A 17,437-nucleotide genomic window follows, 5' to 3' on the forward strand; every position below is an offset into this window, starting at 1 on the left:
GGACGTGCGACAGCACCCCCCCACCACACCCACCCAGCCTCACCATCGAAAAGGGGTCAGGATGAGCGTCACCACGCGGCGTACCCGGTTCGCGGTCGCCGCCCTGGCCGCAGTAACCGCCATCGGCGGTCTCGCGGCCTGCGGCAAGGACGACGAGCCGAAGGAGGCCGGCGGCAAGCCCAGCAAGCTGGTCGTCGACACCTTCGGTGAGTTCGGATACGACGAGATCGTCAAGCAGTACGAGAAGGACACCGGCATCAAGGTCGAGCTGCGCAAGACCGCGCAGCTCAACGAGTACCGGCCGAAGGTGGTCCGGGCGCTGGCCACCGGCAAGGGCGCGGCGGACGTGACCGCGCTCGAAGAGGGCATCCTCAACGAGTTCAAGACCAACCCCGCGAACTGGGCCGACCTGGCGCCGCTGGTGGCCGACCACAGCAAGGAATACCTGCCGTGGAAGTGGGAGCTGGGCAAGGCGGCGGACGGGCGGCTGATCGGCCTGCCCACCGACGTCGGCAGCCTCGCGGTCTGCTACCGCAAGGACCTGTTCGCGGCGGCCAACCTGCCGACCGAGCGGGACCAGGTGGCGGCGCTCTGGCCGGACTGGAACGCCTTCATCGAGACCGGCAAGAAGTACCGCGCGGCCACCAACAAGGGCCTGATCGACTCGGTCACCACCGCGGCCAGCGCGGTCATGGTCCAGCAGGGCGGTGACCTGTTCTACGACAAGGAGGACAACGTCGTCGCCGACAAGAGCGCGGCGGTGAGGACCGCGTGGGACACCGCGGTCGCGATGGCCGACGCGAAGATCACCTCCAAGAGCGCCACCTGGTCGCCCGAGTGGTCCGCCGGCTTCAAGCAGGGCACCTTCGCGGCCACCTTCTGCCCGTCGTGGATGCTCGGTATCGTCGCCGACAACTCCGGCCCGGAGAACAAGGGCAAGTGGGACGTCGCGCCGGTTCCCGGCGGCGCGGGCAACTGGGGCGGCTCCTGGCTCGCCGTGCCGGCCCAGAGCAAGTACCCCAAGGAGGCGGCCAAGCTCGCCGAGTACCTGACCAACGCGAAGAGCCAGGTCGAGGCGTTCAAGCTCAAGGGCCCGCTGCCGACCAACCTCGAGGCGCTGAAGAACCCGGAGTTCACCGGCTACACCAACGAGTACTTCAGCGGCGCGCCGACCGGCAAGATCTTCGGTGAGAGCGTCGAGAAGATCCAGCCGCTGCACCTCGGCCCGAAGCACCAGGCGGTCAAGGAGAACGCGTTCGAGCCGGCGCTGCGCTCGTACGAGAACGGGCAGTCCCCCAAGGACAAGGCCTGGGAGCAGTTCCTCAAGGACGCCAAGACCCAGGGCGCCTTCTGATCACTGCACCACCACCGGCGGTGGCGTCCGGGCATGTCCCGGGCGCCACCAATGGCGTCCCGTTCCACGTACCGCCCGCCTCACCGGCCCCGCCGGAGCCGGGAAAGGACCCCGCATGAGCCTCTCGGCCACGACGGCGCCGCCGTCGCCCAGCGCACCACCCCCCACACCTCCCCGGCGGCGCAGCCGGGCGATCACCCTGAACCGCCTCGACCTGAAGCTCTCGCCCTACCTCTACATCGCGCCGTTCTTCGTGGTCTTCGGCATCTTCGGGTTCTACCCGATGCTGCGCACGGCGTGGATGTCGCTGCACGACTGGGACCTCATCGGTGACCACAGCTTCATCGGGTTCGACAACTACACCCGGCTGTTCACCGACGAGTACTTCTGGAACGCCACGATCAACACGTTCGGCATCTTCATCCTGTCGACGATCCCGCAGTTGCTCCTGGCGCTGTTCCTGGCCACCATGCTCAACCGCACCTTCCTGCGGGCCCGGACGCTGTTCCGGATGGCCATCTTCATGCCCAACGTGGTCTCCGTCGCCGCGGTGGCGATCGTCTTCGGGATGCTCTTCCAGCGCGACTTCGGTCTGATCAACTGGATCCTCAGCCTGGTCGGCGTCGACGCGATCGACTGGGACGCCCAGAAGTGGAGCTCCTGGACGGCCATCGCCTCCATGGTCAACTGGCGGTGGACCGGCTACAACACGCTGATCCTGCTGGCCGGCATGCAGGCCATCCCGAAGGACCTCTACGAGGCCGCCGCGATCGACGGCGCCAACCAGTGGAAGCAGTTCTGGCGGATCACCCTGCCGATGCTGACCCCGACCTTCGTCTTCGTGGTCACCCTGTCCACCATCGGTGGGCTCCAGCTCTTCACCGAGCCGCTGGTCTTCGGCAACGGCAACATCATCGGTGGCGACCAGCGCGAGTTCCAGACCCTGGCGATGTACATGTACGAACTCGGTATCGAGAACCTCAGCACCGCCGGCTACGGCGCCGCGGTGGCCTGGGCGATGTTCGTCATGATCGCCCTGGTCTCGCTGGTGAACTTCCTGCTCGTCCGCCGTTCGGTGAAGTGAGGACCGCGCCGTGAACAAGGCATCCCAGCGCCTCTGGCGCACCAGTCCGCTGCTCTACATCGCGCTCGTCGTCGCGGTGCTCTTCTCGGTCTACCCCTTCTACTACATGGTGGTCATCGCCACCCGTAGCCTCGACCAGATCAACGACGTGCCGCCGCCGTTCACCCCGGCCGGCGAGTTCGGCGCGAACTTCGGCCGGGTGCTCGACAACCCGGCGGCGAACTTCCTCACCGGTCTGCTCAACTCGGTGATCGTCTCCGCGGTGGTGACCGTCTCGGTGGTGATCACCGGCTCGCTGGCCGGCTTCGCCTTCGCCAAGCTGCGGTTCCGGGGCCGCAACGCCCTGCTGCTGACGATCATCGTGACCATGATGATCCCGACCCAGCTCGGCCTGATCCCGCTCTGGGGCATGATCCAGGACCTCGGCTGGTACGACACCCTCTACGCGGTGACCGTGCCCTTCCTGGTCAGCGCGTTCGGCGTGTTCATGATGCGGCAGTACGCCATCCAGGCCATCTCCGACGAGCTGATCGAGGCGGGTCGGGTCGACGGCGCCAGCACCTTCCGGATCTTCTGGAACATCGTGCTGCCGGCGCTGCGCCCCGCCGCCGCCGTGCTCGGCCTGCTCACCTTCATGGAGACCTGGAACTCCTACCTGTGGCCGTACGCCGTGCTCACCCCCGAGAACCCGACCCTGCAGGTGTCGCTGGCGTTCCTGTCCTACGCCTACTACACCGACTACTCGCAGGTGTTCGCCGCGACCGCCATCGGCACCGTGCCGCTGGTGATCGTGTTCATCGTGTTCGGCCGCCAGATCATCGGCGGCATCATGGAAGGCGCCGTCAAGTCGTGAGCAACCCGACCCACCCGCCCGCTGTCGGCGTACTCGACCAGGGGCCGGAACTGACCTTCCCGCCCGGCTTCCTGTGGGGCGCGGCGACCGCCGCGTACCAGATCGAGGGGGCCGCCGCCGAGGGCGGCCGGACCCCGTCGATCTGGGACACGTTCAGTCACACCGAGGGGCGGGTGGTCTCCGGGCACACCGGGGACGTGGCCTGCGACCACTACCACCGGATGTCCGACGACGTCCGGTTGATGGCCGAGCTGGGCCTCAAGTCGTACCGGTTCTCGGTCTCCTGGCCGCGGGTGCAGCCCGGCGGCACCGGCGGCGTCAACCAGGAGGGCCTGGACTTCTACCGGCGGCTGGTCGACGAGCTGCTGGCCAACGGCATCGAGCCGTGGCTCACCCTCTACCACTGGGACCTGCCCCAGCCGTTGGAGGACGCGGGCGGCTGGCCGGCCCGGGACACCGCCGGTCGGTTCGCCGACTACGCGTCCCTGGTCGCGGACGCCGTCGGCGACCGGGTGAAGTACTGGACCACGCTCAACGAGCCGTGGTGCTCGGCGTTCCTCGGCTACGGCTCCGGGGCGCACGCCCCCGGGCGGTCCGACGGGGCGGACTCGGTCCGGGCCGGGCACCACCTGATGCTCGGTCACGGGCTCGCCGTGCAGGCCCTGCGGGCGAAGCTGCCGCAGGCCCAGCTCGGTGTCACGGTCAACCTCTACCCGGTGACCCCGGCCAGCGACGCCCCGGCCGACGTCGACGCCGCCCGCCGGATCGACGGGTTGGCCAACCGGTTCTTCCTCGACCCGCTGCTGCGCGGCTCGTACCCGGCGGACCTGACCGCCGACCTGGCCGAGGTGACCGACTTCGGGCACGTCCGCGACGGCGATCTGGAGATCATCTCCACCCCGCTGGACCTGGTCGGGATCAACTACTACAGCCGGCACGTGGTGGCCGCGCCGGTCGCCGGCGAGGAGCCGGAGAAGTACTGGCGGGCACCGTCCTGCTGGCCGGGCAGCGAGGACGTCCGGTTCGTCACCCGGGGTGTCCCGGTCACCGACATGGACTGGGAGATCGACGCCCCGGGCCTGGTGGAGACGCTGCGGCGGGTCCACGAGGAGTACACCGACCTGCCGCTCTACGTCACCGAGAACGGCTCGGCGTTCGTCGACACCGTGCAGGACGGTCGGGTCGACGACGTCGACCGGTTGGCCTACTTCGACGCCCACCTGCGGGCCTCGCACGAGGCGATCGCGGCCGGGGTGCCCCTGCGGGGCTACTTCGCGTGGTCGCTGATGGATAATTTCGAGTGGGCCTGGGGTTACACCAAGCGCTTCGGGATGATCTGGATCGACTACGACACCCAGGCCCGTATCCCCAAGTCCAGTGCCAGGTGGTACGCCGAGGTGATCCGACGCAACGGTCTGGCCGCACAATAGGCAGAGGCCAGCCAGCATTCCGGACGGCCCCGCCGCGCCGCCCGCCCCCGGGGGCGGACGGCGGGGACCGTCCGACGTCGGAGGAGCAGACGATGACAACGCAACGCACCCGGTCACTCGGGCGCCCGACCCTCGACGCGGTCGCCGCCCGCGCGGGTGTCGGGCGGGGCACGGTCTCCCGGGTGGTCAACGGCTCACCCCAGGTCAGCCCGGAGGCCCGGGCCGCCGTCCAACAGGCCATCGCCGAGCTGGGGTACGTCCCGAACCGGGCGGCACGGGCACTGGTCACCCAGCGGACCGACTCGGTGGCCCTGGTGGTGTCCGAGTCGGGGGAGCGGGTCTTCACCGAGCCGTTCTTCGCCGGCATCGTCCGGGGCGTCAGCTCCGGCCTGCTGGAGACGCCGCTGCAACTCTGGCTCGCCATGGTGCAGTCCCCGATCGAACGGGAACGGGTCGAGAACCACCTGACCAACCAGCACGTCGACGGGGTCCTGCTGCTGTCGCTGCACGACTCCGACCCGCTGCCCACCCTGCTGGAGGAGCGCGACCTGCCCACCGTGCTCGGCGGCCGGCCGGCCCGGATGCTGCGCCCCGGGGCGCGGCCGTCCTGGTTCGTTGACGTCGACAACGTCGGTGGCGCCCGCAACGCGGTGCAGCACCTGGCCCGGCAGGGTCGCCGCCGGATCGCCACCATCGCCGGCCCGCAGGACATGGGCGCCGGCCTGGCCCGCCTGGTCGGCTACCGGGAGGCGGTGGAGTCCACCGTCGGGATGCTCGACCCCCGCATGATCGCCTACGGGGACTTCAGCGAGGGCAGCGGCGCGGCGTGCATGCGCCGGCTGCTGGACGCCTGCCCCGAGCTGGACGCGGTCTTCGTCGCCTCCGACCTGATGGCGTTCGGCGCGCTGCGGACGCTGCGCGAGGCGGGCCGGCGGGTGCCCGAGGACGTGGCGATCATCGGGTTCGACGACTCGCCCGTCGCCCAGCAGGCCGACCCGCCGTTGACCACGGTCTTCCAGCCGGTGGAGGAGATGGGCCGGCAGATGGCCCGGCTGCTGGTGGCCCGCATCCGGGGCGACGAGATCCCCACCCCGCACATCCTGCTGGACACCGAACTCATCCAGCGTGCCTCCACCTGAAGCGCTTCGACACCTCCGGCCTCCACGTCCGTACGGGCGGTGGGGCGTGCCGGTGCCGTCGGCTCAGGACCAGCGGCGCAGTTCCCGCCTGGCCAGGGACGCGCGGTGCACCTCGTCGGGGCCGTCGGCGAGCCGTAGGGTGCGGGCCTGGGCCCAGAGCCCGGCGAGCGGGGTGTCCTGACTGACCCCCGCGCCGCCGTACCCCTGGATCGCCTTGTCGATCACCCACTCGGCCATCGCCGGAGTTGCGATCTTGATGGCCTGGATCTCGGTGTGCGCGCCCTTGTTGCCGACGGTGTCCATCAGCCAGGCGGTCTTGAGCACCAGCAACCGGGCCTGCTCGATCCGTACCCGGGACTCGGCGATCCACTCCCGGACCACGCCCTGCTCGGCGAGCGGCCGGCCGAACGCGATCCGCTGGTTGGCCCGCCGGCAGAGCAGCTCCAGGGCCCGCTCGGCCATCCCGACCAGGCGCATGCAGTGGTGGATGCGGCCCGGACCGAGCCGGGCCTGGGCGATGGCGAACCCGGCCCCCTCGGCACCGACCAGGTTCTCAGCCGGCACCCGGACGTCGACGAAGTCGATCTCGGCGTGCCCGCCGTGCGGGGCGTCGGTGTAGCCGAAGACCGTCATGCCCCGGCGGACGTGCACCCCGGGGGTGTCCCGGGGCACCAGCACCATGCTCTGCTGGCGGTGCCGGTCGGCGTCCGGGTCGGTCTTGCCCATCACGATGAACAGCTCGCACCGGGGGTCCATCGCCCCGGACGACCACCACTTGCGGCCGTTGACCACGTAGTGGTCGCCGTCGCGGACGATCCGGGTGGCGATGTTGGTGGCGTCGGAGGAGGCCACCTCGGGCTCGGTCATGCAGAACGCCGAGCGGATCTCGCCGGCCAGCAGCGGGGTGAGCCACCTGTCGCGTTGCGCACCGGAGCCGAACTCGGCCAGCAGTTCCATGTTGCCGGTGTCCGGGGCGGCGCAGTTGACCGCCTCGGGGGCCAGGTGCGGGCTGCGCCCGGTCAGCTCGGCCAGCGGGGCGTACTGGAGGTTGGTCAGCCCGGCGCCGTAACGCGGGTCGGGCAGGAAGAGGTTCCACAGGCCGCGCCGTCGCGCCTCGACCTTCAGCCCGTCGAGCACCGGGGACCGCGACCACGGGTCACCCGCCGCCGCGACCTGCGCCGCGTGCACCGGCTCGGCCGGCAGGACGCACTCGTCCAGGAACGCGTCGAGCCGCTCCCGCAGCTCGACGGTGCGCTCGTCGTAGCCGAAGTCCATCAGTTCCCCCTGACCGCGCGCAGACCGTGCTCCACCAGCGGCGTCACCATGTCGCCGATCCGGTCGAACCCACCGCCGAGGGTCTGCCCCAGGGTGTGCCGGTAGTGGATGCCCTCGCAGATCACCGCGAGCTTGAAACAGCCGAGAGCCAGGTGCCAGTGCAGCGGCCCCACGTCGACGCCGCTGCGGTCGGCGTACCGGGCGATCAGCTCGTCGCCGGTGGGGAAGCCGGCGCGCGGGCCGAGCCCGTCGGCGACCGGGTTGCCCTCGGCGAGGTCGCTGTCGCCGAGCACGTCCCAGTACGTCAGCAGCAGCCCGAGGTCGGCCAGCGGGTCGCCGAGGGTGGCCATCTCCCAGTCCAGCACCGCCCGGACCGACACCGGGTCGACCGTGGTGAGCAGGTTGTCCAGCCGGTAGTCGCCGTGCACGATCCGGCCGGCGTTCACCCCCTCGGGCACCGAGGCGGCCAGCGCGTCGCGCAGCTCGTCCACCCCGGGCAGTTCCCGGCTGCGGGACCGGTCGAGCTGGCCGGCCCAGCGTCGTACCTGCCGGCCGAGGTAGCCCTCCGGACGGCCGAAGTCGGCCAGCCCCACCGTGGCCGGGTCGACGGTGTGCAGCGCGGCCAGGGTGTCCATCATCGCCCAGGCCAGGTCACGGCGTTGCGCGTCGGTGAGCGGGTCGGTCTGGGCCCGGGTGCGCAGCACCTCGCCCGGCACCCGCCGCATCAGGTAGAAGGGGGCCCCGATCACCGCCGGGTCGACGCAGAGCAGCACCGCCTCGGGCACCGGCACGGCGGTCGGCGCGAGCGCGGCGATCACCCGGTGCTCGCGGGCCATGTCGTGCGCGGTGGCCAGCACGTGCCCCAGCGGCGGGCGGCGCAGCACCAGTTCGCGCCCGGCGCCGTGCAGCAGGTAGGTCAGGTTGGACTTGCCGCCGGTGATCAGGCTGGCCCGCAGCGGGCCGTCGGCCAGCTCCGGCCGGTGGGTGGTCAGCCACCCGGCCAGCCGGTCGAGGTCCAGCCCGCGTGGCGTCCGGTCGCCGGGGGCTCCGCCGTCGTGGGACGCGTCGACGGCCGGCTCGGTCATCCGCATAGTTGATGGCAGGTCAGCCGGGTTGTCAAGGTCAGCGATTTTCCGCCGGGGACATGCCACGGCAACAGGGGCGAAATGGTCAACCGGCAGGCTGGGGACCAGCCTGCCGGCCGTGTGCGGTCGGCCCGCCGAGCGGAGGGACAGACATGTTGCTGAGAGTTCGGGTGACCCTGCCGGACCGACCCGGGACACTCGGCCAGGTGGCCCGCACGCTCGGCGTCTCCGGGGCGGACATCGTCCAGGTCGTGGTGCTGGAACGGCTCGGCGGCCGGGCGGTGGACGACTTCACCGTGGTCTGGCCCGGTGCCGCCCGGGTCGAGGGGCTGCTCGCGGGGCTGGCCGCCATCCCCGGGGTGCGCGTCGACGGGGTGTGGCGGGCGATCGGCGCGCCGACCACCACCGGTCAGGACGCCGAACTGCTCGCCCAGGTGGCGGCGAACCCCACCGACGGGGTGGCCACCCTGGTCGACGCGGTGCCGGGGCTGCTCGCGGCGGACTGGGCGGTGGCGGCCGTCGTGCCGGTGGACTGGGCCTCCCGGGCCGGCGCGGGGACGGCGACCGTCGGGCACGCCAGCTGGCGCGCGCCCGAGCCGCCCCGGCTGCCCGAGGTGACCCCGCTGCGGGCCCGCACCCTGACCATGGCCGACGGCACGCACTACGCGATCGCGCCGTTCGGCCGGGCCGGGCTGGTGCTGGTGGTGGCCCGGGACCACACCGAGCCGTTGACCGCCGCCGGGTTCCACGCCACCGAGGTGGACCGGCTCGCCCAGCTCGTCCGGGCCAGCGCGGTGATCCTCGGCGACCGGCTCGACCTGGTCGGCCCGCAGTCGGTGACCACCGTCACCTGACCTGGGCGGACGGTTGCCGGTGCGACACCGCCGGGCAACGCCACGGCAACAGGCTGCGGGCAGGCTTCGTGCTGGGGAAGGGAGTGGACATGGCGCTGTGGCGGGTTCGCGCGACCGTGGACGACCGGCCGGGATACCTGTCGGTCCTCACCGCGAGTCTCGCGTTGCGGGGGGTCAACATCCTCACCGTGCAGGTGCACACCACCGAGGTCGGCGCGGTGGACGACTTCCTCGTCGACGCGCCGGACACCCTCGACGAGGCGGATCTGATCGCCGCCGTCGAGCGTGGCCGGGGCCGGGACTGCTGGGTCGCCCGCAGCGAGGCGCGGGGCCTGGCCGACCAGCCGACCCGGGTGCTCGGGCTGGCCACCCGGCTGGTCGGTGACCCGGAACTGGCCGGTGAGGTGCTCCGGGCCACGCTCGGCGCGGACGAGGTGACCTGGCGGCCGACGGCTGCCGTCGGGCACGACGCGGTGGGCACCACGACCATGCTGCTGACCGATCCGGCCGGCGGCTCGTACGAACTGCGCCGGCAGGCGCCCAGCTTCACCCCGGCCGAGTACGCGCGGGCGCAGGCGCTCGTCGAGTTGGCGGCGGCGGTGGCCCGGCGGGAGGCCGACCGGGTGGTGCTGGTGCTGCCCGACGGGGCGGAGCTGACCGTCCGGCCGGCGACCGCCGACGACCTGGCGGGCGTGGTGGACCTGCACGAGCGCTGCTCGGCGTCCAGCCGGCAGCGGCGCTACCTGAGCGGGGCGGCGCTGCCCTCGCCGGCCCGGCTGCGCCGGCTGCTGGAACCGGCCCGGGGGTTGACCCTGGTGGCCACGACGACCGGCTCCGACGGGGCGGTGGAGTCGGTCGTCGGGCTGGCCAATTTGCTCGCCGAGGGCGACGAGGCGGAGGCGGCGCTGCTGGTCCGGGACGACTGGCAGCGGCGTGGGCTGGGCACCGCGCTGCTGCGCCGGCTGCTCGCCCACGCCGAGCGGGCCGGGTTCGCGGCGCTTGTCCTGCACACCCAGGCGGAGAACACGCCGATGGTGCGTACGGTGGCCCGGCTGGGCCGGTCCGCGCCGATCGAGCGGGACGGCAGCCTGCTCACCGTGACCGTCGCGCTGGCCGCCCCGGTGGGCGACGGCCCGGTCGCCGGTCGGCCCGGTCGGCCCGGTGCGGCCGTGATCGGTCCCCGGCGGACGAGCACGACCGGTGGGGTGTGCTGACGACCGACCACCGCTGATCGAGACAACCCGTGTGGCACCGGGCGGGGGCTTTCCTTCCGGTGCGTGGCCGAACTCCGATGCGGAGAACGGTGTACAGGCAGGGCCCCCGGTGCGGGGGCCCTGCCCATGTCCGGGCCCGGTTCGGTGCGCCGGGGCCGGTCGCGGCCAGGCGGCCCGGGGCCGCCGGCCGGGCCGGTGGGTGCGCGGGCCGGTGGGGTGGCGGTCAGCCGAAGAGGACGCCGGCCCGGCGGTGCCCGGACACGCAGAACCGGTTGCCCTCGGTGTCGGCGAGGACGACGTACGGCAGTTGGCCGGGTTCCGGCTCGGTGGGGTAGTGCGGCCAGTCGACCCGTTCGGCCCCGAGACCGCACAGCCGGTCGACCTCGTCGTCGAGGTCCCGGCCTCCCGCGTGCAGGTCGAGGTGGATGCGGGGGTGGTCCGTCACCGGGCTGACGCTGACGTCCATCGCCAGGGGCACCCCGGTGGTGCCGGGCGGCGGTTCCAGCACGATCCAGCCGTCCCCGGGGTAGCGGGGTGGCCGGCGGACGTAGCCGAGGGCCTGGGCCCAGAACCGGCCGGCGCGACGGTCGTCGGTCACGCCCAGCGACACCTGTTCGATCATCGACATCGATCCAGGCTAGTCCGGTCGGGTGGTGGTCGCCGGCCGGCCGTGGTGCCCGGCCCGGTCGGGGGCGGCCCACCTCGACGGGGGTCCGGCCGGTGTGCCCGGAGGGCTTCTTCCGGTGTCGTCGGGGTTGGCCCCTTCACAAACCGATGACCGAACGATTACATTGGCGCACATCCATGGGAGCGCTCCCGCGACTCCTTCGGTCCTCTCACCACCACCCGCCTCCGGCGACGCCCACCACCCGCGACGCCCCCGTCCCCGCGTCCGGTGGGCGTCGCCGGAGGCACCACCGACAGGAGTTCCGCATGCAGCACCCGAACCGGCCCGGCCGGTCGGGCGCGGGCCGGCCCCGGCTCCGCCGCCTGCTCGCCGCCGGTGCCGCCCTGGCCAGCGGTCTGACCCTCGCCATCAGCGCGGTCCCGCTCACCGCCGGGGCCGCCCCCACCGCTGCCGGGCGCGCCGAGGCCGCCGAGGCCGCCGGCACCGGCATGTTCAACTACCCCGAGGCGTTGCAGAAGTCGCTGCTGTTCTACGAGGCGCAGCAGTCCGGCAAGAAGCCGTCCTGGAACCGGGTCTCCTGGCGGGGCGACTCCGCGCTCACCGACGGCGCGGACGTCGGCGTGGACCTCACCGGTGGCTGGTACGACGCCGGTGACCACGTGAAGTTCGGCTTCCCGATGGCGTTCAGCGCCACCATGCTCGCCTGGGGCGCGGTCGAGTACCGGGACGGGTACGTCGCCGCCGGGCAGCTCACCCCGTTGCTGAACAACCTGCGCTTCGTCAACGACTACTTCATCAAGGCGCACCCCTCGGCGAACGTGCTCTACGGGCAGGTCGGCAAGGGCGACGACGACCACAAGTGGTGGGGCCCGGCCGAGGTGCTGCCGATGGCGCGGCCCGCGTACAAGATCGATTCGAGCTGTGGCGGCGCGGACCTGGCGGGGGAGACGGCGGCGGCGATGGCCGCGTCGTCGATGGTGTTCCGGCCCACCGACGCGACCTACGCCGACAAGCTGCTCACCCACGCCAAGCAGCTCTACACGTTCGCCGACACGGTGCGCAAGAGCTACCACGAGTGCATCACCGACGCGACCAGCTTCTACAAGTCGTGGAGCGGCTACCAGGACGAACTGGTCTGGGGCGCGATCTGGCTGCACCGGGCCACCGGCGACGCGAGCTACCTGGCCAAGGCCGAGAGCGAGTACGACAAGCTCGGCACCGAGCCGCAGTCCACCACCCGGTCCTACAAGTGGACCCTGGCCTGGGACAACAAGCAGTTCGGGGCGTACGTGCTGCTGGCCAACCTGACCGGCAAGCAGAAGTACGTCGACGACGCCAACCGGTGGCTCGACTACTGGACGGTCGGCGTCAACGGCCAGAAGGTGCCCTACTCGCCGGGCGGGATGGCCGTCCTCGACTCCTGGGGCGCGCTGCGGTACGCCGCCAACACCAGCTTCGCGGCGCTGGTCTACAGCGACAAGACCACCGACGCCACCCGCAAGGCCCGGTTCCACGACTTCGCCGTCCGGCAGATCAACTACGCGCTCGGCGACAACCCGCGCAAGTCCAGCTACGTGATCGGATTCGGCAGCAACGCGCCGAAGAACCCGCACCACCGCACCGCGCACGGTTCCTGGTGGGACAGCCAGACGGTGCCGGTGGAGACCCGGCACGTGCTCTACGGCGCGCTGGTCGGCGGCCCGTCCTCGGCCAACGACGCGTACACCGACAGCCGGTCCGACTACGTGATGAACGAGGTCGCCACCGACTACAACGCCGGTTTCACCTCCGCCCTGGCCCGGCTCTCCCAGGAGTACGGCGGCACCCCGCTCGCCGGTTTCCCCACCGCCGAGCAGCCGGACATCGCCGAGCTGACCGTGGAGACCACGGTGATGCAGGCCGAGCCCCGGGCCACCGGGCTCAAGGCGATCATCTACAACAAGTCGGCCTTCCCGGCGCGGGCGCTGACCAACGGGAAGTTCCGCTACTACTTCCGCCCCGAGGGCAGCACCGCCGTCCAGGTCACCCCCGGCTACACCCAGGGCTGCCCGTCGCCCTCGACGGCCAGGCAGCTCTCCGGCGACATCTGGTACGTCGAGGTGGACTGCACCGGTCAGACGATCGCCCCGGCCGGGCAGTCGCAGCACCGGATGGAGGTGCAGTTCAAGATCGGCGTACCGGAGGGCGGCACCTGGGACCCGACCAACGACCCGTCGTACCAGGCCACCGCCGGCCCGAACCCGAAGGTGCCGCTGTACGCCGGGACCACCCGGGTCTGGGGTGACGAGCCGACCTCGACGCCGACCGACACCACCCCGCCCACCGTCCCCGGCACCCCCGTCGCCTCGGCGATCACCTCCACCGGCATGACGCTGACCTGGCCCGCGTCCACCGACACCGGTGGCAGCGGACTGGCCGGCTACGACGTCGTCCAGGAGTTTGTCGGCAGCGACGCGCGGATGTCGTACCGCACCACCACCAACAGCCTGACCCTGACCACGCTCCTGCCCGCCAGCAACTACCGGTTCTGGGTCCGGGCCCGGGACGGCGCCGGCAACAGCTCGCTGTCGTCGCCGGTGCTCGCGGTGGCCACCCCGGCAGGCAACGGCCCGGACACCACCGGACCGACCCAGCCGGGCACCCCGGACGCGTCGAACATCGGCACGAACGGGCTGACCCTGACCTGGACGCCGTCCACCGACAACGTCGGGGTCACCGGCTACAAGGTCTACAAGTCGTCCCTGCCGGGTCCGGTGGTGATCGGCACCCCCACCGGCACCACCTTCCCGGTGACCGGGCTGACGCCGGACACCTCGTACGGGTTCTACGTGGTGGCGGTGGACGCCGCCGGCAACCCGTCGACCCCGTCGAAGACGCTCACCGTGCAGACCCTGCCGGACACCACGACGCCGACCCCCACGCCCACCCCGACCCTGCCCGCCTCGTCGTGCCGGGTCGGCTACACCACCAGCGACTGGACCAACGGCTTCACCGCCAGCATCACCATCACCAACACCGGTACGACCGCGCTCACCGGCTGGACCCTGGCCTTCACCTTCCCGAACAGCGGGCAGAAGATCGGGCAGGGCTGGTCGGCGACGTACGCCCAGACCGGTTCGGCGGTGACCGCGACCAGCATGAGCTACAACGGGGCGCTGGCCCCCGGCGCGTCCACCAGCATCGGGTTCAACGGCACCCACACCGGCAGCAACCCGAAGCCGACGGGCTTCACGCTCAACGGGGCCGCCTGCACGGTCTCCTGATCGTCGACGTGGCGTGGCCGGCACCGCACCTGCGGTGACCGGCCACGTCGCGTCGGGTCGGGCCCGGCCAAAAATGTTCCGAAACTTTTCCGAAACACCTTTGTTCCGGGCGGTGCATGATGGAAACATCGACGGCGTTAGATTTAACAACCGTAACGTCCGGTCGTCCCGCCCGACGGCCTGGGTGTGGGCCAGTAAGGAGGCCACGATGGCAATGAGCCCATCCGATCATCGCGGCGGGAGTCGACGCCGCCGCTCGCCCGCCGTCCGAGCACTGCTCGCCGGCGCGGTAGGCGTCGTGACGGTGGCCGCCGCCGCGGTGATGATGCCGTCGGCGAACGCCGCCGCGACCACGCTGGGCGCGGCCGCCGCGCAGTCGGGCCGGTACTTCGGCACGGCGATCGCGGCCGGCCGGCTCGGCGACTCGACGTACAGCACGATCGCCGGCCGCGAGTTCAACATGATCACGGCCGAGAACGAGATGAAGCCGGACGCGACGCAGCCCCAGCGGGGCCAGTTCAACTTCAACTCCGGTGACCAGATCTACAACTGGGCGACCCAGCGCGGCCTGAAGGTCCGTGGGCACACCCTGGCCTGGCACGCCCAACAGCCCGGCTGGATGCAGAGCCTCAGCGGCAGCACCCTGCGGCAGGCCATGATCGACCACATCAACGGCGTGATGGGCCACTACAAGGGCAAGCTCGCCGCCTGGGACGTGGTCAACGAGGCGTTCAACGAGGACGGCAGCCGCCGGTCGTCGAACCTCCAGGGCACCGGCAACGACTGGATCGAGGTGGCGTTCCGCACCGCGCGGGCCGCCGACCCGTCGGTGAAGCTCTGCTACAACGACTACAACATCGAGAACTGGTCGTACGGCAAGACGCAGGGCGTCTACCGCATGATCCAGGACTTCAAGTCCCGGGGCGTCCCGATCGACTGCGTCGGCCTGCAGACCCACTTCACCGGCGGCAGCTCGCTGCCGAGCAACTTCCAGACCACGCTGTCCAGCTTCGCCGCCCTCGGCGTGGACGTGGCGCTGACCGAGGTCGACGTCACGAACTCCTCCACCACCCAGTACGCCGGGCTGACCCAGGCGTGCCTGAACGTGCCGCGCTGCATCGGCATCACCGTGTGGGGCGTGCGCGACAGCGACTCCTGGCGCTCCAACGAGAGCCCGCTGCTGTTCGACGGCGGCGGCAACAAGAAGGCCGCGTACAACTCGGTCCTCAACGCGCTCAACGCGGCCCCCCCGACCTCCGGGCCGACCACCGGCCCGCCCACCACGACCCCACCCACCACGACCCCGCCACCGAGCGGCGGCGCCGGACGGATCGTCGGCGTGGCGTCGAACCGGTGCATCGACGTACCGAACTCCACCCAGACCAACGGCACCCGGGTGCAGCTCTACGACTGCAACGGCCAGTCCAACCAGCAGTGGACGTACACCAGCAGCAAGCAGTTGCGGGTCTACGGCACCAAGTGCCTGGACGCCAACGGCGCGGCCACCGCCAACGGCACCGGGATCATCATCTGGGACTGCAACAGCGGGGCGAACCAGCAGTGGAACATCAACTCCAACGGCACCATCAGCGGCGTGCAGTCCGGCCGCTGCCTGGACGTCTGGGGCACCGGCAACGGCCAGCAGGTCCAGTTGTACGACTGCCACGGGCAGACCAACCAGCAGTGGCGCACCGACTTCGCCGGTAGCACCACGCCGCCGACCTCGACGCCGCCGACCACGACCCCGCCGCCGACCACGCCCCCGGCGGGCGGCTGTGCCCTCCCGTCGACCTACCGGTGGTCGTCGACCGGCGCGCTGACCAGCCCCAAGAACGGCTGGGTCTCGCTCAAGGACTTCACCAACGTGGTCTACAACGGCAAGCACCTGGTCTACGGCTCGTACGTCAACAGCAGCGGCCAGTACAGCTCGATGAACTTCGGCACGTTCACCAACTGGTCCGACATGGCCTCGGCCAGCCAGAACGGGATGAGCCAGGGCACCGTGGCGCCCACCCTGCTCTACTTCGCGCCGAAGAACATCTGGGTGCTGGCGTACCAGTGGGGACCGACCTCGTTCAGCTACAAGACGTCGAGCGACCCGACCAACGCCAACGGCTGGTCCTCGGCGCAGACGCTGTCCACCGCCACCCTCCCGGACGCCCCGTACGGTGTGATCGACCAGACCCTCATCGGCGACGACCAGAACATGTACCTGTTCTTCGCCGGGGACAACGGCAAGATCTACCGGTCGAGCATGCCGCTCGGGAACTTCCCGGGCAGCTTCGGTTCGAGCTACACGACGATCATGACCGACTCGACGAACAACCTGTTCGAGGGCGTCGAGGTCTACAAGGTGGCGGGCCAGAACCAGTACCTGATGATCGTCGAGGCGATCGGGAGCCAGGGGCGCTACTTCCGGTCGTTCACGTCCAACAGCCTGGGCGGCTCGTGGACCCCGCAGGCGGCCAGCGAGAGCAACCCCTTCGCCGGCAAGGCCAACAGCGGCGCCACGTGGACCAACGACATCAGCCACGGTGACCTGGTCCGCACCAACCCCGACCAGACCAAGACCGTCGACGCCTGCAACCTGCAACTGCTCTACCAGGGCAAGGACCCGAACGCGGGCGGTGACTACAACCTGCTGCCGTGGCGGCCGGGCGTCCTCACCCTCCAGCGCTAGGCGCACCTGCGCCCGCGCAACGACCGGGGCGTGTCCGGCACCTGAGGGTGCCGGGCACGCCCCGCCCGGTTTCAGCCGGCCAGATCCTCCGCGAGCAGGTCCATCAGCAGCGCGTCGTGCCAGCGCCCGTCCGCGCCCCGCTCGTACCGCCGCATGATGCCCACCGGGCGGAACCCCACCTTCGCGTACGCCCGGATCGCCGCCGTGTTCGCCGCCGCCGGGTCGATGGTGAACCGGTGGTGGCCGTACTCGTCGACCAGGTGCCGGACCAGGGCGCGGACCGCGTCCCCGCCCAGGCCGTTGCCGCGTACCGCCGGGTCGAGGAAGACGTCCAGGCTGGCGTGACGGTAGTCCGGGTCGGTCTCGGCGTACCACTGGATCGCCCCGACCAGCCGGCCCGCGTGCTCGATCACGTAGACCGTCAGCGCGTCGTCGGCCAGGTCGGCCCGCACCGACTCGGCCAGGTCGTCGCCGCCACGCCACCAGCGGCGCACCTCGGGGGTGGCCCGGATCGCGGCCAGGGCCGGCACGTCGGCACCGGTCACCGGGCGTAGCGTCACCGTCCGCCCGCGCAGCAC

At 71.3% G+C, this 17,437-nt stretch carries 13 protein-coding genes; 9 read left to right on the forward strand and 4 right to left on the reverse strand.

Annotation, left to right across the window (positions count from 1 at the left end; genetic code table 11):
- Positions 1–61: 61 nt before the first annotated feature.
- From FJK98_RS08675 to FJK98_RS08695, 5 genes are all read left to right on the forward strand, one after another.
- The gene (locus FJK98_RS08675) at positions 62–1,354 is read left to right on the forward strand and encodes an ABC transporter substrate-binding protein (protein WP_145918562.1); all 1,293 of its coding nucleotides are present in this window, start codon (positions 62–64) and stop codon (positions 1,352–1,354) included.
- Between the two features lie 115 nt (positions 1,355–1,469).
- Positions 1,470–2,438 (forward strand): carbohydrate ABC transporter permease, encoded by a 969-nt coding sequence (locus tag FJK98_RS08680; protein ID WP_145918563.1) that lies wholly within the window; start codon positions 1,470–1,472, stop codon positions 2,436–2,438.
- A gap of 10 nt (positions 2,439–2,448) precedes the next feature.
- Positions 2,449–3,291, forward strand: a complete 843-nt coding sequence (locus tag FJK98_RS08685) for a carbohydrate ABC transporter permease (RefSeq protein WP_088645452.1) — start codon at positions 2,449–2,451, stop codon at positions 3,289–3,291.
- Entirely contained in the window at positions 3,288–4,721 is a 1,434-nt protein-coding gene (locus tag FJK98_RS08690; RefSeq protein WP_145918564.1) for a GH1 family beta-glucosidase, read from the forward strand. The genes FJK98_RS08685 and FJK98_RS08690 overlap by 4 nt, the downstream gene beginning before the upstream one ends.
- Before the next feature lie 92 nt (positions 4,722–4,813).
- Complete coding sequence (locus tag FJK98_RS08695) at positions 4,814–5,860, forward strand: LacI family DNA-binding transcriptional regulator (protein ID WP_145918565.1); 1,047 nt, start codon at positions 4,814–4,816, stop codon at positions 5,858–5,860.
- Positions 5,861–5,923: 63 nt separating this feature from the next.
- On the opposite strand, the gene FJK98_RS08700 is transcribed toward FJK98_RS08695, so the two are convergent.
- Positions 5,924–7,135: an acyl-CoA dehydrogenase family protein gene (locus FJK98_RS08700; protein WP_145918566.1), complete on the reverse strand. Its 1,212-nt coding sequence runs from the start codon at positions 7,133–7,135 to the stop codon at positions 5,924–5,926.
- A complete protein-coding gene (locus FJK98_RS08705) occupies positions 7,135–8,220 on the reverse strand; it encodes a phosphotransferase family protein (protein ID WP_145918567.1) in 1,086 nt (361 codons plus the stop codon). Before FJK98_RS08705 ends, FJK98_RS08700 begins: the two co-directional genes overlap by 1 nt.
- Positions 8,221–8,372: 152 nt before the next feature.
- Between FJK98_RS08705 and FJK98_RS08710 the strand changes: the two genes are divergently transcribed.
- Complete coding sequence (locus tag FJK98_RS08710) at positions 8,373–9,074, forward strand: amino acid-binding protein (protein ID WP_088645447.1); 702 nt, start codon at positions 8,373–8,375, stop codon at positions 9,072–9,074.
- Positions 9,075–9,163: 89 nt separating this feature from the next.
- Complete coding sequence (locus FJK98_RS08715) at positions 9,164–10,288, forward strand: GNAT family N-acetyltransferase (RefSeq protein ID WP_145918568.1); 1,125 nt, start codon at positions 9,164–9,166, stop codon at positions 10,286–10,288.
- Between the two features lie 223 nt (positions 10,289–10,511).
- On the opposite strand, the gene FJK98_RS08720 is transcribed toward FJK98_RS08715, so the two are convergent.
- A complete protein-coding gene (locus FJK98_RS08720; RefSeq protein ID WP_145918569.1) occupies positions 10,512–10,916 on the reverse strand; it encodes a VOC family protein in 405 nt (134 codons plus the stop codon).
- A 305-nt stretch (positions 10,917–11,221) separates the two neighbouring features.
- Here FJK98_RS08720 and FJK98_RS08725 point away from each other — a divergent pair, with 305 nt between their 5' ends.
- Complete coding sequence (locus tag FJK98_RS08725; protein ID WP_145918570.1) at positions 11,222–14,179, forward strand: glycoside hydrolase family 9 protein; 2,958 nt, start codon at positions 11,222–11,224, stop codon at positions 14,177–14,179.
- Between the two features lie 208 nt (positions 14,180–14,387).
- Positions 14,388–16,859 (forward strand): non-reducing end alpha-L-arabinofuranosidase family hydrolase, encoded by a 2,472-nt coding sequence (locus FJK98_RS08730; RefSeq protein ID WP_145918571.1) that lies wholly within the window; start codon positions 14,388–14,390, stop codon positions 16,857–16,859.
- A gap of 71 nt (positions 16,860–16,930) precedes the next feature.
- Here FJK98_RS08730 and FJK98_RS08735 read toward each other — a convergent pair whose 3' ends face one another.
- Complete coding sequence (locus tag FJK98_RS08735) at positions 16,931–17,437, reverse strand: GNAT family N-acetyltransferase (RefSeq protein WP_145918572.1); 507 nt, start codon at positions 17,435–17,437, stop codon at positions 16,931–16,933.

The sequence above is a fragment of the Micromonospora sp. HM134 genome (assembly GCF_007833915.1).
GTDB classification, from domain to species: Bacteria; Actinomycetota; Actinomycetes; order Mycobacteriales; family Micromonosporaceae; genus Micromonospora; species Micromonospora wenchangensis.

Coding starts and splice junctions, on each gene's coding strand:
- FJK98_RS08675 (WP_145918562.1), top strand. CDS start 62: ATGAGCGTCACCACGCGGCGTACCCGGTTCGCGGTCGCCGCCCTGGCC.
- FJK98_RS08680 (WP_145918563.1), top strand. CDS start 1,470: ATGAGCCTCTCGGCCACGACGGCGCCGCCGTCGCCCAGCGCACCACCC.
- FJK98_RS08695 (WP_145918565.1), top strand. CDS start 4,814: ATGACAACGCAACGCACCCGGTCACTCGGGCGCCCGACCCTCGACGCG.
- FJK98_RS08700 (WP_145918566.1), bottom strand. CDS start 7,135: ATGGACTTCGGCTACGACGAGCGCACCGTCGAGCTGCGGGAGCGGCTC.
- FJK98_RS08705 (WP_145918567.1), bottom strand. CDS start 8,220: ATGACCGAGCCGGCCGTCGACGCGTCCCACGACGGCGGAGCCCCCGGC.
- FJK98_RS08710 (WP_088645447.1), top strand. CDS start 8,373: ATGTTGCTGAGAGTTCGGGTGACCCTGCCGGACCGACCCGGGACACTC.
- FJK98_RS08715 (WP_145918568.1), top strand. CDS start 9,164: ATGGCGCTGTGGCGGGTTCGCGCGACCGTGGACGACCGGCCGGGATAC.
- FJK98_RS08720 (WP_145918569.1), bottom strand. CDS start 10,916: ATGTCGATGATCGAACAGGTGTCGCTGGGCGTGACCGACGACCGTCGC.
- FJK98_RS08725 (WP_145918570.1), top strand. CDS start 11,222: ATGCAGCACCCGAACCGGCCCGGCCGGTCGGGCGCGGGCCGGCCCCGG.
- FJK98_RS08730 (WP_145918571.1), top strand. CDS start 14,388: ATGGCAATGAGCCCATCCGATCATCGCGGCGGGAGTCGACGCCGCCGC.